General features: G+C 67.7%; 15 protein-coding genes. 10 read left to right on the forward strand and 5 right to left on the reverse strand.

Annotated features, from left to right (window positions below; genetic code table 11):
• Positions 1 to 72: 72 nt before the first annotated feature.
• The 3 genes from poxB (at position 73) to I2487_RS04940 (ending at position 3,688) form a co-directional block, all read left to right on the forward strand.
• Positions 73 to 1,788 carry a ubiquinone-dependent pyruvate dehydrogenase gene (poxB, locus tag I2487_RS04930; protein ID WP_207170859.1) on the forward strand — a complete coding sequence of 572 codons (1,716 nt, stop codon included), beginning with the start codon at positions 73 to 75 and terminating at the stop codon, positions 1,786 to 1,788.
• Positions 1,789 to 1,918: 130 nt separating this feature from the next.
• Positions 1,919 to 2,581: a DUF6318 family protein gene (locus I2487_RS04935; RefSeq protein WP_207170860.1), complete on the forward strand. Its 663-nt coding sequence runs from the start codon at positions 1,919 to 1,921 to the stop codon at positions 2,579 to 2,581.
• 396 nt (positions 2,582 to 2,977) lie between these two features.
• On the forward strand, positions 2,978 to 3,688 hold the full coding sequence (locus I2487_RS04940; RefSeq protein WP_218624218.1) for a hypothetical protein: 711 nt from the start codon (positions 2,978 to 2,980) through the stop codon (positions 3,686 to 3,688).
• 15 nt (positions 3,689 to 3,703) lie between these two features.
• Here I2487_RS04940 and ctlX read toward each other — a convergent pair whose 3' ends face one another.
• Positions 3,704 to 4,726, reverse strand: coding sequence for a citrulline utilization hydrolase CtlX (gene ctlX, locus I2487_RS04945; protein ID WP_207170861.1), 1,023 nt, complete (start codon positions 4,724 to 4,726; stop codon positions 3,704 to 3,706).
• A 6-nt stretch (positions 4,727 to 4,732) separates the two neighbouring features.
• Entirely contained in the window at positions 4,733 to 5,761 is a 1,029-nt protein-coding gene (gene ocd, locus I2487_RS04950; RefSeq protein WP_207170862.1) for an ornithine cyclodeaminase, read from the reverse strand.
• A gap of 147 nt (positions 5,762 to 5,908) precedes the next feature.
• Between ocd and I2487_RS04955 the strand changes: the two genes are divergently transcribed.
• The 3 genes from I2487_RS04955 (at position 5,909) to I2487_RS04965 (ending at position 8,383) form a co-directional block, all read left to right on the forward strand.
• Positions 5,909 to 6,340 carry an Lrp/AsnC family transcriptional regulator gene (locus I2487_RS04955; RefSeq protein WP_106122999.1) on the forward strand — a complete coding sequence of 144 codons (432 nt, stop codon included), beginning with the start codon at positions 5,909 to 5,911 and terminating at the stop codon, positions 6,338 to 6,340.
• A gap of 186 nt (positions 6,341 to 6,526) precedes the next feature.
• Positions 6,527 to 7,828 (forward strand): M16 family metallopeptidase, encoded by a 1,302-nt coding sequence (locus I2487_RS04960; RefSeq protein ID WP_207170863.1) that lies wholly within the window; start codon positions 6,527 to 6,529, stop codon positions 7,826 to 7,828.
• Positions 7,829 to 7,867: 39 nt separating this feature from the next.
• Positions 7,868 to 8,383 (forward strand): hypothetical protein, encoded by a 516-nt coding sequence (locus I2487_RS04965; RefSeq protein WP_207170864.1) that lies wholly within the window; start codon positions 7,868 to 7,870, stop codon positions 8,381 to 8,383.
• Positions 8,384 to 8,469: 86 nt separating this feature from the next.
• Here the strand turns inward: I2487_RS04965 and I2487_RS04970 are convergent, their stop codons facing one another.
• The 3 genes from I2487_RS04970 to moaA all read right to left on the reverse strand — a co-directional run bounded on the left by I2487_RS04970 (position 8,470) and on the right by moaA (position 10,408).
• Positions 8,470 to 8,850 carry a nuclear transport factor 2 family protein gene (locus tag I2487_RS04970; RefSeq protein WP_207170865.1) on the reverse strand — a complete coding sequence of 127 codons (381 nt, stop codon included), beginning with the start codon at positions 8,848 to 8,850 and terminating at the stop codon, positions 8,470 to 8,472.
• Between the two features lie 62 nt (positions 8,851 to 8,912).
• Complete coding sequence (locus I2487_RS04975; RefSeq protein WP_207170866.1) at positions 8,913 to 9,245, reverse strand: MoaD/ThiS family protein; 333 nt, start codon at positions 9,243 to 9,245, stop codon at positions 8,913 to 8,915.
• A 5-nt stretch (positions 9,246 to 9,250) separates the two neighbouring features.
• Positions 9,251 to 10,408 carry a GTP 3',8-cyclase MoaA gene (moaA, locus tag I2487_RS04980; RefSeq protein WP_518523701.1) on the reverse strand — a complete coding sequence of 386 codons (1,158 nt, stop codon included), beginning with the start codon at positions 10,406 to 10,408 and terminating at the stop codon, positions 9,251 to 9,253.
• Between the two features lie 158 nt (positions 10,409 to 10,566).
• On the opposite strand from moaA, the gene I2487_RS04985 reads away from it, so the two are divergent.
• Genes I2487_RS04985 through I2487_RS05000 form a run of 4 tightly spaced genes read left to right on the forward strand, consistent with a single transcriptional unit; the run spans position 10,567 to position 13,521 of the window.
• Positions 10,567 to 11,910, forward strand: coding sequence for a molybdopterin molybdotransferase MoeA (locus tag I2487_RS04985; protein ID WP_207170868.1), 1,344 nt, complete (start codon positions 10,567 to 10,569; stop codon positions 11,908 to 11,910).
• Complete coding sequence (gene moaC / locus I2487_RS04990; protein ID WP_255545956.1) at positions 11,907 to 12,449, forward strand: cyclic pyranopterin monophosphate synthase MoaC; 543 nt, start codon at positions 11,907 to 11,909, stop codon at positions 12,447 to 12,449. Before I2487_RS04985 ends, moaC begins: the two co-directional genes overlap by 4 nt.
• On the forward strand, positions 12,446 to 13,036 hold the full coding sequence (locus tag I2487_RS04995) for a MogA/MoaB family molybdenum cofactor biosynthesis protein (protein ID WP_255545957.1): 591 nt from the start codon (positions 12,446 to 12,448) through the stop codon (positions 13,034 to 13,036). Before moaC ends, I2487_RS04995 begins: the two co-directional genes overlap by 4 nt.
• Positions 13,033 to 13,521, forward strand: coding sequence for a molybdenum cofactor biosynthesis protein MoaE (locus I2487_RS05000; RefSeq protein WP_207170869.1), 489 nt, complete (start codon positions 13,033 to 13,035; stop codon positions 13,519 to 13,521). The genes I2487_RS04995 and I2487_RS05000 overlap by 4 nt, the downstream gene beginning before the upstream one ends.
• Positions 13,522 to 13,623: the final 102 nt, after the last annotated feature.

Raw genomic sequence — 13,623 nt, forward strand, 5'->3', positions numbered from 1 at the left:
GGAGTTCTAGAATGCGGAGATACGCGCCGTGGCCTGTGCGCAGGTGGCGGCGACTCTTTCGGGAAGGACGTCATGCCGACAGTCGCACGGAACATCGTTGATACCTTGCACGCCAGCGGAGTCGAGCGGATCTATGGGATCTCCGGGGATTCGCTCAACGGACTGACCGACGCGCTGCGCGCGGCGGGGACCATCGAGTGGGTGCCGACCCGGCACGAGGAGGCCGCCGCCTTCGCCGCCAGCGCCGAGTCCCAGGTCACCGGGGAGCTCGCGGTCTGCGCGGGCAGTTGCGGACCGGGCAACCTGCATCTGATCAACGGGCTCTTCGACGCTCAGCGCTCGCGGACTCCGGTGCTCGCGATCGCGGCGCACATCCCCAGTGAGGAGATCGGGTCTACCTACTTCCAGGAGACCCATCCGCAGGAGCTCTTCCGCGAGTGCAGCGTCTATGTGGAGCATGTTGCCCACGCGGACCAGATGCCGCGGCTGCTTCGTGTCGCCATGCGCGAGGCCATCGAGAAGCGAGGGGTCGCCGTGCTGGTGATCCCCGGCGATGTGGCGCTCGCCGACGTCCAGGCCGAGGCGGAGAGCATCCGGCCGATGCTCTCCCGGGTCATCCCGGCCGAGGCGGACCTCGACCGAGCGGCCGAGGCGCTGAACACCTGCGAGCGCGTGACGATCCTGGCCGGGGCCGGGACTGCCGGAGCTCACTCCGAGCTGCTCGAGATCGCTGAGCGGCTGCAGGCGCCGATCGTGCATGCGCTTCGCGGCAAGGAGCACGTGGAGTGGGACAACCCCTACGACGTCGGGATGACCGGGCTGCTTGGGTTCTCCTCCGGGTACCGGGCGATGGCCGCCTGCGAGACCCTGCTGGTGCTCGGTTCTGATCTGCCGTATCAGCAGTTCTATCCCGAGCATGCGAAGGTCGTGCAGGTCGACATCCGCGGCTCCCAGATCGGCCGACGCACCCCGGTCGATGTTGGACTGGTCGGCTCGGTGAAGGACACCGTGGAGGCGCTGCTGCCGAAGCTCGACGTGCATCAGGACTCTCGGCACCTCGATGGGGCGACGAAGCACTATGCCAAGACCCGCAAGGACCTCGACGCGCTGGCCACCCCGTCCAAGCGGACGATCCATCCGCAGTACCTGACCAAGCTGATCAACGATGCCGCCGACGACGACGCGATCTTTTTGCCCGACGTCGGCTCCCCGGTGGTCTGGGCCTGCCGGTATCTGACCATGAACGGACGACGTCGGCTGCTCGGCTCGTTCAGTCACGGGTCCATGGCGAATGCGATCTCGCAGGGGATCGGCGTGCAGATGGCCGAGCCGGAGAAACAGGTGATCGCGCTTTCCGGTGACGGTGGGCTGGCGATGCTGATGGGGGAGCTGCTGACCATCACGCAGAACGAACTGCCGGTCAAGACCGTGGTCTACAACAACTCCTCACTGAACTTCGTCGAGGTGGAGATGAAGGCCGCCGGCATCGTCAATTTCGGCACCGAGCTGAAGAACCCCAACTTCGCGAAGGTGGCCGAGGCGATGGACATCAAGGGGATCCGAGTCGAGAAGTCCGAGGATCTTCCTGCGGCCGTGGAGGAGTTCCTCGCGCACGACGGCCCTGCGCTGCTCGATGTCGTCACCGAGCGTCAGGAACTCTCGATGCCGCCGAGCGTGACCGCTGAGCAGGCGAAAGGCTTCACGCTCTACGCGGTGCGTACGGTGCTCAGTGGCCGCGGCGATGAGCTCGTCGACCTCGCGAAGACGAACTTCCGCCAACTGTTCTGATTCTTCGCTCGTCCACAGAACCGCCCCGGCCCTGTTGCGCCGGGGCGGTTCTGTCTAGTGTGTGCTTCAGCAGCACTGACGCAATGGACGGGACAGGTTCATGAACACTTCAGCGGGTCGGCTTGGTGTGGTGAGTGCTGTGCTGGTTCTCGGGTGCCTCCTGAGTTCCTGCGGCGGTAACGATGCCGGACCTGAACTCGGCGGGTCCGATGTAGAGCCGAGCGCGGAGGAGACCTCACCGGAGGATGGAGCTTCGGATCCAGAGGAGCCGGGTGATGACGCGGAAGCCACCGCGGAACCTGAGCCGTCACCGACGCCGGTCCCTGCGTCCTCGGACGGTCCCGCGCAGAACTGGCCTGAGCCTGAGATTCCGGCGGAGATCTATGAGGAGACTGAGGAGGGGGCGCTGGCGGCGCTGGAGTATTGGTTAGAAGCTAGGACATTCCTCCAACTCACCGGCGATGCTCGTCCACTACTGAGTGCATCCTCGGAAGATTGTGCCTTCTGCGCAGTTGCTGTCGAACAGTACGAATACGTATATGGGGACGAATCCGGCTGGTACGTGTCGGATCGATCCACTGTCGAGGATGCCAAGGTCTCAGACGTTCGCGAGGGGTTCGATACGGGCGTCTTCTTTGATCTACGCGAAGCAGAATTCAGCGTGTACGACCAAGCGGGTGAGGTCCTCGGTTCGGGAGGCGGCGAAATAGTCTCGAACGTGGAAGCCCACGTTGAGTACGTCGAGAGTCAATGGATTGTCCTCGATATCTACGCTCCATCGAGTGGTGAGTAAGAGGCCATGTGGCGTCTGATTGGGTTCGTCTCGATCGGGGTGTTGGTGGCTTTGCTGTTGGGCACGGTGTTGCCCCCTGCCGCTTATGCGTCACGGGATGAGGATCGCGCAGAGGTGGATGTGGGTGCGGGTTTCAGCGATCAGGCGGTTAAGGCCGAAGTCGAGAGGGAGAGTCTCAGATCCGGGCCTGGCCGGCTCGACTGGCCACCGGTGCCAGACAGGGACTGGGGCGCTCCCGCTGGATCTCGCGACAACGTGGACGAGAGTGAGTCCACGACGCGCGAACGTTCTTACGCTTTTTGCTCCGGCGCCGGTGGTTCGTTAGCTAGTGAATGCAGACAGGAGATTGTCTCGAATTGCGACGCTTACGACCCAACGGCTTCACTTCTAATCGAAATGGGCGCTGGCGAACTAGGCTACGCGTGTCAGTACGAACCCGAGATCGAAGAGATCGAAGAGGCTGCCGGTCCGGAGGTCCCAGCACAGGATGATTTGGGCGAGATCCTGGAGCGACTCCCCGGAGAAGTTCAGCGGGCCTTCGCAACCCTCCCTATCGCCGGGGGATCCGTCGAGTTTGAACCCGACCTCCTCGGCTTCGGCTACCGGAACCGGCACACGCATATGTTCGCCGACGTCGAGACCCAGACCCTGAACCAGACTCTTCTCGGCATCCCCGTGGAGATCCGCGTGAACCCGCCGAGCTTCCAATGGGACTACGGCGATGGCGCCAGTCGCGTCACCTACGAGCCCGGACAACCAATGCCCGAGAGCTGGCAGGGCGAGACCGTGGTCAAGACCAATCAGGAAACCCTCACAAGTCACGTCTATACCGAGACCGGGCGCTTCCCGGTCAGCCTGACCACCACCTTCGTCGGGGAGTATCGCGTCGGCGGCGGACCCTGGATCGTGATCCCCGGCTCGGTGGATGTCCAGGCCTCACCGGGGGAGGCAGATATCTGGCGAGTCGCCGCCCGCAACGTCTCCGGCTCCTGCCGCAACACCGTCGACTGGGGCTGCAACGGACCCGTCACCCTTGAACCGGGTGACACCCCACCTAAGATCTTCGCCGACCAGTACGACGCCAACGGCAACTGGCTGGGGGACTGAACTACCCGGGGAGGGTCAGCGGAGAGGGAGGTGGTTGCCGGCGATCATGCAGCGCACCGAACCGCCCGCGGACTCCAGGGTGGGGACCTCCACCGGCACCAACGTGCAGTGTGCCGAGATCGTCTCCCGCTGCTCGTCGGTCAGGCTCGCCTCGGCGGTGGTGGAGAGCACCAGGTAGCGTCCATCGGGCCCGGCGAGTTCCAGGCAGTTGCCGGCGAAGCGGTTGACCTGGGATTCGCTGAGTCCCACCACGGTCCGGCCGGAGTCGCGCAGCACCTCGAGCACGTGCTCGCGCTGGGCGAGGTCACGGATCATCGCGCTGCTGATCAGGGCGAGGTCTGTGCCCACGGACATCATGACGTTGGTGTGGTAGACCGGCACCCCGTCGCCGTCGGTGGCGTCGAAGAGCACCGGGGTGTAGCCGAAGTCCCGGCAAAACTCTGCGAAGAGTCCACCGGAGAGCCGCCGGGACCGGCAGGCGTAGGCCAGGCGCTCGCGGTGATCCAGCACCATCGAACCGGTGCCCTCGAGGTACTCCCCGAAGCGTTCAGCCGAGGAGTAGTCCACCACCCGGCGGACTCGATGGGTCTCCTGCAGGTGCGCCAGAATGTCCTCGCGCCGCTCGGCCCGGCGGTTCTCCGCATACATCGGGTACAGCGTGACCGTGCCGTCAGGGTGGGTGCTGAACCAGTTGTTCGGGAACACGCTGTCCGGCGTCTCCGCGGAGGAGTCATCGAAGAGGTTCACTCCGATGCCCAGACCTCTCAGGGTGCGCCCGAGCTCGGTGACCTCGGCATAGGCTGCGGCCGCTACTGCACGGGAGGCCTCCCGGGCGGCTGAGGGCACCAGTGCCTGGAGGATGCGCTGCTGGAAGCTGTTGTCCGCCGCCGTCTCAGGATTCGGTGTGAAGTGGTGCGGTCGCACCAGCACCACCCGGGAGGGGGCCTGCTCGGTCACCGAACCGGCGGCCGAAACACTCGCCTCCTTGCCCGGTCCCAGGTTGAATCGTCCCGCCGGGGCCTCAAGCACTTCAGTCATGGAGGATCACCCCACCGGCTTCATCGAGCTGACCAGGGAGAACAGGTCCTTGGGGTCCTCGGGATCGGCGACCAGGTCCAGCGAGGTCTGCAGATCGGTCCCGGCGGTGGCATCACGGACGAAGCGCAGCGCCGAGAGGTCAGCGATCGCGAAACCCACCGAGTCGAAGATCGTGATCTGCTCCGCGGACTGCCGCCCGGCCGCGGCCCCGGTGAGCACCTGCCAGAACTCGACCACTGGGAAATCGGGCTCCATCTGCTGAATCTCGCCCTCGATCCGGGTCTGCTCCGGGTACTCCACGAACACCCGGCCGCGGCGCAGGATTTCGGCGTCGAGCTCGGTCTTGCCCGGGCAGTCTCCGCCCACGGCGTTGATATGCACGCCGGGGGAGATCTGCGCAGAGCTCAGGATGGTGTCCTGCGCCTTGTCCGCGGTGCAGGTGGTGATGATGTCGGCGCCCGCGACGGCCTCGCTGGTGGATGATGCCAGGGGGACCCGGAAGCCGAGCGGCTCAAGGTTTCGACGCAGCTTCTCCATCGCCGCCGGGTCCACGTCGAAGACCTGCAGGTCCTCGATGCCCAGCGCGGAGCGGATCGCCAGCGCCTGGAACTCGGCCTGGGATCCGGCGCCGATCAGCGCCATCCGCTCGGAGTCCGGGCGAGCGAGCGCCTTCGCGGTCATCGCCGAGGTCGCGGCGGTGCGCAGCGCCGTGAGCAGGGTCATCTCAGCGAGGAACGTGGGGTAGCCGTTGTCCACATCGGCGAGCATCCCGAAGGCGGTGACGGTCTGGAAGCCGCGCGAGGGGTTCAGCGGATGGCCGTTGACGTACTTGAACGAGTAGGTCTCCATATCCGAGGTGGGCATCAGCTCGATGACACCGAATGGGGTGTGACTGGCGATGCGCGGGATCTTGTCGAAGCTCTCCCAGCGCCTGAAGTCGTCCTCGAGGTAGGCGATCATCTCGGTCATCAGGTGCTCGACCCCATCGCGCTGGATCCAGCGGGCCATGTTGCCGACGTCGACGAACTGCGTCATGAGGAACTCCTTCAGGGGTGGGGCGTGAAGCGTGTCGGGGTGATGGGCCTCAGCCTAGAGATCTCGATGTGTACATGTAAGAGCAGTTATGTTGAAATTCGGGTTGATCAAGTGGCAGTTTGTCAGGGTGCGATTAGCATGATGTACATGCCGCGACTCACCGATCTCGACCGCCGCCTCATCTCCGCGCTGCGCAAGGACGGCAGGGCGCCGGTGGCGGCGCTCGCCGAACAACTCGGGGTCGCCCGCGCCACCGTGACCAGCAGGATTGAGAAGCTCAAGGCCCAGGGGGTGATCGTGGGCTTCAGCGTGCGGGTCCACGACCACAACGAGACCGGAGAGGTCCGCGCGATCTCCTTCATCGAGGTGGTCGGGCGCACCACCGATCACGTGATCGCCGAGCTGCGCGGCTTCCCGGAGATCATGGCGCTGCACACCACCAACGGCGGCTGGGACCTGGTGGCGGAGATCTCCTGCGAGAACCTGCGCGACTTCGACGAGGTGCTGCGCCGTGTCCGCGGGATCAAGGGCGTGGTCAACAGCGAGACCAGCCTTCTTCTGAGCTCCGTGGTCCGCTGAGAGCCGGGGTCGGGGCGGGCCCGGGTGCGAGCCGGGGCCGGGATCAGGGGAGCTGAGCGCTGGGGGCTGCGCCGTCGTCGGCGCCGGCGCCGTCGTCGTTCTCCCGCCAATCCTCATGGGTGGTTGAGTTCTCCGGCGGATATGTCAGTGCCGGATATCTCAACCACCCAGGTAGATTGGGTGGCTATGCGCGTCACCATTGATCCCCACACCGAAGGCGTCCTGAACAACGACGCCGGCTCCACCGTCCGCCGCTCCGTGCTCCCCGCCGGGGTGCGGGTGCTCACCGAGGAGATGCCGGGCCAGCGCTCGGTCACCCTGGGCTTCTGGATCGGGGTGGGCTCCCGCGACGAGGCCGCCCATCAGCACGGCTCCACCCACTTCCTGGAGCACCTGCTCTTCAAGGGCACCAAGACCCGCTCCTCGCTGGAGATCGCCTCAGCCTTCGACAGCGTGGGCGGTGAATCCAACGCGCTGACCGGCAAGGAGCACACCTGCTACTACGCCCGCGTGCTCGACACCGATCTGCCCATGGCCGTGGAGGTGCTCACCGACATCGTCACCTCCGCGCTGCTGGACCCCGCTGAGATGGAGATCGAGCGCGGGGTGATCCTCGAAGAGCTCGCCATGGCCGAGGACGACCCCGAGGACGTGGTCCACGAACGGTTCGGCTCTCAGGTCCTCGACGGTCACCCGCTGGGCCGCCCGATCGGCGGAACCCCCGAGGAGATCAACGCCGCCAGCCGCGAGGACGTCTTCAACCACTACCAGCGCTGGTACCGCCCCGATGAGCTGGTCATCACCGCCGCCGGCGGACTCGACCACGACCACGTGGTCTCTCTCATCGCCGAGGCGCTGGAGAAGTCCTCCTGGGACATGAGCGTCCCCGGCTCGCCGGCGCAGCGCAGAGTCGGACAAGAGACCGAGATCCCGGTCCGCGCCGGCACCGAGACCATCATCAAACCGGTGGAACAGTCCCAGGTGATCCTCGGCGGACGCGGCATGGCCGCCTCGGACGAGGACCGCTTCGCGCTCTCGGTGATGCACGCGGTGCTCGGCGGCGGCATGTCCTCCCGGCTCTTCCAAGAGGTCCGGGAGCGCCGCGGGCTGGCCTATTCCACCTACTCCTTCTCCTCGGCGATGACCGACGCCGGCTATTTCGGGCTTTACGCCGGCTGCCTGCCGAACAAGGTCGCCAAGGTCACCGAGGTCATGGCCGCCGAGCTCGACCGGATCGCCACGGATCATGTCAGTGCCGAGGAGCTGACCCGCGCGAAGGGACAGCTGCGCGGCGGCACCGTGCTGGGCATGGAGGAGACCTCCTCGCGGATGTCTCGGCTGGGCCGGGCGGAGCTGGTGCGCGGGGAGTTCGTCGACATCTCCGACACGCTGGACCAGATCGACGCCATCACCGCCGAGGACGTGCGCAAGGTCGCCGCCAGGCTGGCCGGCTCGCCGCGAGCCGTCACGGTGGTCGGACCCGCCTGAACCGGAGGGTGACGCTGCAGTCCAGACCGAGGGGGCCTCATGCACCACAGGCATAGCCGCGGAGATCTCCGACGAGTCGGTGCCGTGGTCACGATGCTCGGCCTGTTGCTGCTGACATCCTGCGCCGGGGATTCAGATGCTATCGGGGCTGAGAGTCCTGACGATCGGTCCACCAGCGCTCCTGCGGCGACCTCCCCGGCGGAAGGGCTCGACGACGGCGGCGGTGGCAGCCCCGAGATGAAGCCCACCCCGGTGCGTGAGACCTCGGAGCTGGTGTCCGAGCACCTCTCCAGCTGGCAGGAGTACAGCACTCCCTCGGAGACCGAGCTGCAGATGGCCTTCTACAGCGGCAACCCCGCCTGCTATGGCGTGCGTGCGGTGGTGGAAGAGACCGACACCCAGGTCCGGGTAGCCACCATCTCAGGCACGCTGCCCGATGCGATCAACTCCGCCTGCACCCAGGAGGCCCGCTACGTCGCCCTGGTCATCGAGCTCGACCAGCCGCTGGGCGAGCGTGAAGTCGTGCCGCTGAACGAGGTCGAGCTGACGCGCTGACCGGCTTGTCCGATGTCCGGTTGACCCACTGCCCGACTGGCGCGATGGCCCGTCGGCCCGCGCCTGACCCTCTGTGGCTCGCACGTTCAGTGCGGCCCGGACCAGATCTGACTCTGGGCAGCCCCAGTGGCTTCGACCCCGCCGAAGTAGACCTCGATCTGGGTGATTTGCCCGTCGACCACCTTCATGATCTCCACGTTGCTGAAGGGCTGCTCGTTCGGCAGCTGCGCGATGTAGCGCAGCATCACCGTGCCGGGTTCGATCTCCAGCACCGTGGTGATCTCCTGGCGCAGGAACCGCTCTGCGGTGGGGAAGCAGGTGTCGAGAAACGTGGATTTGCCCACGTGGTCATCCTGCGGTGAGTTGAAGGTCATGTCATCGCTGAGCAACATGCGGGCTGCCCGCCGGTCTCCAACTCGGTAGGCGGCGAACTGCGCCAGAACCGTCTCCATCGGCGTCCTGATCATGCTCCGGAATCTACTTGAGGGTCCCGTGGCATGTCAGCGGCTCGCGGCCCCAGATGCTTCGGTCAGCCGCCGGCGAAGGGCGGAAGCACATCGAGCTGGTCCCCGGGACGCACTCGGGAGGTCTCCGTCCGGGCCCTGACCCCATTGATCAGGACCGAACTGCGCGCGCAGACCTTCTCCAGGCTGGGAGCGGTCGCGTCGGAGCCGGCGCCGGCGTCGGTGCTGGCACCCTGCTCCCGGACCATCCGCGGCAGGTCCGCCAGCAGCTCCAGGACGGCTATTCCCTCTGCCGGGACCGGCAGTCGCAGCTCCTGCGCCCCGGCCGCTTCGGCGGCGGCGGCGAAGAACCGTACATGGATCGGCGCAGGGGTCGTCGCGGCGGAGGTCTCGGTCATCTGGTTCAGCCTCCGATGGCGGACATGGAGCGGTCAGGGCGGTGGAAGCTGGCCAGATCGAAGCCGGGCCGGTCGGTGCCGTGGGCCGCGGGCTTGAGCCACATCGCTTCGGCCCAGGCCTGGGCGATCTCGGCGTCGGTGGTGTTCGGGTTCCGCAGCAGGTGCATCAGGTCGAACTCCTCGTTGGAGAACAGGCAGCTCATCACCCGGCCCTCGGCGGTGAGGCGGGTGCGCCGGCAGTCCGCGCAGAACGGCTCGGTCACCGAGGCGATCACACCGACCCGGCCCAGCGGCTCGCCCGCCAGCCCGTCCAGGATCGCCTCCGCGGTGGTGCCCAGCGGATAGACGTCGAAGCGTTCCGCTGGGGCTCCGTCGCGGTTCTCCGGCGTCGGGCTCAGCACGAACCGTGCCGAGAGCAGCTCCCGGGTCTCCGCCGCGGAGATGGTGCCTTCCTTGTTCCACTGCTGGTCCCCGTCCAGCGGCATCTGTTCGATGAAGCGCAGCTCGAAATCGCGCTCGATCGACCAGGCGAGCAGGTCTGCGGCGTGGGCGTCGTTGATCCCGCGCATCAGCACGGCGTTGATCTTCAGCGGGGTCAGCCCGGCCGCGGCGGCGGCCTCGACCCCGACCAGCACCTTGTCCAGGGAGTCCCGGCGGGTCAGCTGGGCGAAGGTCTCCCGGTGCACCGAATCCAGTGAGATGTTCACCCGGGTCAGTCCGGCCTCCGCCAGGGCGGCGGCCTTGCGCTCGAGCCCGATGGCATTGGTGGTCATCGCGATGGGCAGCTCCGGATGGTCCGCGCGCAGCGCCGCGATGATGTCGACCAGATCGGCCCGGACCAGCGGCTCGCCGCCGGTGAGCCGGAGTTCGCGGACCCCGAGGGTGTTGACCCCGATGTCCACCAGCCGGCGGATCTCCTCGGCCGAGAGGAGCTGATCCTTGCTCAGCCAGGGGAGCCCCTCGGCGGGCATGCAGTAGGTGCAGCGCAGATTGCACTTGTCGATCAGTGAGATCCGCAGGTCCGTGGCGCGCCGGCCGAAGGAGTCCATCAGCCCGCGGGCCGGATCGGCACCGCTGGTGTCCGCGGCAGCCGCTGCGGATGAGCTGTCACGGCCCGAAGCCCGCAGACCGGAGGATCTCTGCTGCGAAGGCAGGCCGGGCATGCCCAGCGAGACCGGGGCGGAGGCGCCCGCGCGCACCGGGGCGCTGCTCGAGTCGCCTCGTGCGGGGGAGTGGTCAGCTGAAAGCTGCTGCATCTGGCCATCGTAGCCCCGCGGCCTGTCATAAGGAGATGTCAGAGCCACTGCGTAGACTGGGAACCATGTCAGAGACCACCCCCCGCGTACCCGTCGAAGAGCACATCAGCCGACTCAAAGAGGTGCTCGGCGCCGCACTGGGCGCCCGTGCCGCCGAGACCGTCGAGGTCTCCTCCGGGGGAGTCGCCGGCCGGATCGTCGCGGAACGCCTGGTCTCCGAGGTTCCCCTGCCCGGGTTCGACAACTCCCAGATGGACGGCTTCGCGCTGCGCGCCGCCGACCTCACCGTGCGCGACGGCGCGGCCACCCTGCCGGTGGCCGGCACCACCGCCGCCGGTCAGGAGCCCGCTCTGCTGCCCCTGGGCGCTGCCTTCGAGGTGATGACCGGAGCCCCGGTCCCGGCAGGTGCCGATCTGGTCATCCCGGTCGAGTTCACCCAGGGCTTCGGTGCCGAAGAGGTCCGGTTCACCGGGCTCACCGAGGCTGACGTCGTCCGCGGCCGCTACATCCGGGCAGTGGGCTCCGACATCGAGGCCGGCGCCCTCCTGGCCGAGCCCGGTGACGTGATCAGCCCGGCCCAGCTGGCGGTGCTCGCCGCCTGCGGCTTCTCCGAGATCAGCGTGCTGGAGCCGATCCGCACCCTGGTGGTCTCCACCGGGGATGAGATCCGCCGACCCGGCTCCGAGCTGCGCCCCGGCCAGCTCTACGACGCCGACACTCCGCTGCTCGGGGCGGTGCTGGAGACCTTCGGCCACCAGGTGGAGACCTCCCGGATCGGCACCGATGATCCGGCCTGGTTCCTGGAGGCGCTGGATGCGCTGGTCGCGGTGCATCACCCGCACCTGATCATCACCGCCGGGGGCATCAGCAAGGGCGCCTACGAGGTGGTCCGCCAAGGTCTGGGACGACGCGGGATCTCCTTCGGCGTCGTCGCGCAGCAGCCCGGGGGCCCGCAGGGCTGGGGTCGGCTCGAAGGTGACCTCGAAGGCCGTGGGCTGCTGCACTGGCGCGCCCAGAGCGACGATGCCCGGGCGCCGATCGCGGTCATCGCGCTGCCTGGCAACCCGGTCTCCTCCGCAGTGAGCATGGAGACCCTGGTCCGCCCGGCGCTGGCCGCGGTGGACCCCAACTGTGCTCCGCCGCGTCGGATCACCGTGCGCACCACCGAAGACATCAGCTCCCCACCGGGCGTCCGGCAGTTCCGCCGGGTGCGGATCCTTGACGACGCCGCCGCCGAGACCGGCGCGGTGCCCGCCGTGGCGCTCGAGGGCGGACCTGGTTCGCACCTGCTGGGCCACCTGGCACGGGCCGATGCTCTGCTGGAGCTTCCGGAGGACGACGTCGAGATCCCGGCCGGCTCCCAGCGGCAGGCCGTGCTGATCACCGGTCGCGGGGTCGGCACCCGATGAGCGATCAGCCCACGCGTGACATGGAACAGCCCGGGCAGAGCGCCGGGCACCGCCTGACCCACGTCCGCGGCGACGGCAGCGCGCATATGGTCGACGTCTCCGGCAAGGAGGTCACCCAGCGCGTGGCCCGGGCTCAGGCCGTGGTCAACACCACCGCCGAAGTCACCGCGCTGCTCGCCACGGACGGACTGCCCAAGGGTGACGCGCTGGCCACCGCACGGATCGCCGGAATCATGGCGGCGAAGAAGACCCCTGAGCTGATCCCGCTGTGCCACCCGCTGCCGGTCGCGAAGGTCACCGTGGATCTCGCGGTCGATTCCCCGGCTCCTGGTTCGGTGCTCATCACCACCGAGGTGAAGACCACCTCGCGCACCGGCGTGGAGATCGAAGCATTGACGGCGGCCACCGTGGCGGCGTTGACTCTGTACGACATGATCAAAGCCGTGGACAAGGGCGCCGTGATCACGGATCAGATGGTGCTCTTCAAGACCGGCGGCGCCAGCGGAGCATGGTCCAGGACTGAGACGGAGACTCGATGACCGACACCCCGCACGCCACCCCGCCCGTGGATGACCCCGGAGCCGAGCTGCCGGATCTCGGCGAGACCGACTACTCCGACGCCGAGACCGCCCGCATGATCGCTCCGGTGATCGTCTCGACCCGTGCGGCCACCGGGGTCACCGAGGATCGCTCCGCGCCCGTGATCGCGGAGTTCGCGCGCAAGATCGGCTTCTTCGCCCGCCCCCCGGTGCTGATCCCCGACGGGGAGGGGGTCCTCGCGGCCCTCTCCGAGCTGCTGGTGCAGATCGAGCCCGCGGTGATCATCACCTCCGGCGGCACCGGGCTCACCCCCGATGACATGACCCCGGAGTTCACCAAGCCGCTGCTGGACAAGGAGATTCCCGGCGTGATGGAGGCCGTGCGCGCCCACGGCCGGGCCAAGAACCCGCTGGCCTCGCTCAGCCGCGGAGTCGCCGGGGTCACCGGCAAGACCGTGATCGTGAATCTGCCCGGCTCTCCGAAGGCCGTGCGTGAGGGCATGGAGGTGCTCATCGAGCTGCTGCCCCATCTGTGCGACCAGGTCGCCGATATCCGTGACCACGAGGCCTGGGGCAGCGAGGAATGAGCTCTGAGGCACCCCGTGAGCTCAACCAGGCAGGCCTTGCCGCCGATGAGCCCTTCGAGTTTCCGCAGGATCGGGTGATCCTCGCCCGGCTCAGCGCCGAGCCGCTGACCCCCGCCCAGGCGGAGGCAGAGGTCTGGGCGGAGCGGGCCGGCGCCGTCGTCGGCTTCTCCGGGATCGTGCGCAACCACGACCAGGGCCAGCCGGTGCACCGGCTCAGCTACACGGCGCACCCCTCCGCCGCCGAGGCGATCGCCCAGGTCGCGGTCGAGGTCGCCGCCAGGTTCCCCACCGTGCGGGTCTGGTTGGCGCACCGGGTCGGCGAGCTGGGCATCGGGGACCACGCGCTGGTCGCTGCGGTGGCCTCCGCGCACCGTGCCGAGGCGTTCCAGGCCTGCGCGGAGCTGGTCGAAGCGACCAAGCAGCAGGTCCCGATCTGGAAAGAGCAGTTCTTCGCCGACGGCAGCAAGGAATGGGTCGGACTCTAGCCTGCTGGTGGGCTTCCGGGATCAACGCCCTCAGGGTGCGGCTGCCCTGGTCCGGCGGCCCTGGTCCGGCGGCCCTGGTCCGGCGGCTACGATCCGGCGGCC

This window comes from Nesterenkonia sp. E16_10, from assembly GCF_017347085.1.
Lineage (GTDB): Bacteria > Actinomycetota > Actinomycetes > Actinomycetales > Micrococcaceae > Nesterenkonia.

Bases quoted from the DNA above. Each gene is read 5' to 3' on its own strand.
- I2487_RS05000 (WP_207170869.1), top strand. From the start codon at position 13,033: ATGAGCTCTGAGGCACCCCGTGAGCTCAACCAGGCAGGCCTTGCCGCC.
- I2487_RS04995 (WP_255545957.1), top strand. From the start codon at position 12,446: ATGACCGACACCCCGCACGCCACCCCGCCCGTGGATGACCCCGGAGCC.
- ctlX (WP_207170861.1), bottom strand. From the start codon at position 4,726: ATGACTGAAGTGCTTGAGGCCCCGGCGGGACGATTCAACCTGGGACCG.
- I2487_RS04955 (WP_106122999.1), top strand. From the start codon at position 5,909: ATGCCGCGACTCACCGATCTCGACCGCCGCCTCATCTCCGCGCTGCGC.
- I2487_RS04985 (WP_207170868.1), top strand. From the start codon at position 10,567: ATGTCAGAGACCACCCCCCGCGTACCCGTCGAAGAGCACATCAGCCGA.
- I2487_RS04965 (WP_207170864.1), top strand. From the start codon at position 7,868: ATGCACCACAGGCATAGCCGCGGAGATCTCCGACGAGTCGGTGCCGTG.
- poxB (WP_207170859.1), top strand. From the start codon at position 73: ATGCCGACAGTCGCACGGAACATCGTTGATACCTTGCACGCCAGCGGA.
- I2487_RS04940 (WP_218624218.1), top strand. From the start codon at position 2,978: ATGGGCGCTGGCGAACTAGGCTACGCGTGTCAGTACGAACCCGAGATC.
- I2487_RS04970 (WP_207170865.1), bottom strand. From the start codon at position 8,850: ATGATCAGGACGCCGATGGAGACGGTTCTGGCGCAGTTCGCCGCCTAC.
- ocd (WP_207170862.1), bottom strand. From the start codon at position 5,761: ATGACGCAGTTCGTCGACGTCGGCAACATGGCCCGCTGGATCCAGCGC.
- moaC (WP_255545956.1), top strand. From the start codon at position 11,907: ATGAGCGATCAGCCCACGCGTGACATGGAACAGCCCGGGCAGAGCGCC.
- I2487_RS04960 (WP_207170863.1), top strand. From the start codon at position 6,527: ATGCGCGTCACCATTGATCCCCACACCGAAGGCGTCCTGAACAACGAC.
- moaA (WP_518523701.1), bottom strand. From the start codon at position 10,408: ATGCCCGGCCTGCCTTCGCAGCAGAGATCCTCCGGTCTGCGGGCTTCG.
- I2487_RS04975 (WP_207170866.1), bottom strand. From the start codon at position 9,245: ATGACCGAGACCTCCGCCGCGACGACCCCTGCGCCGATCCATGTACGG.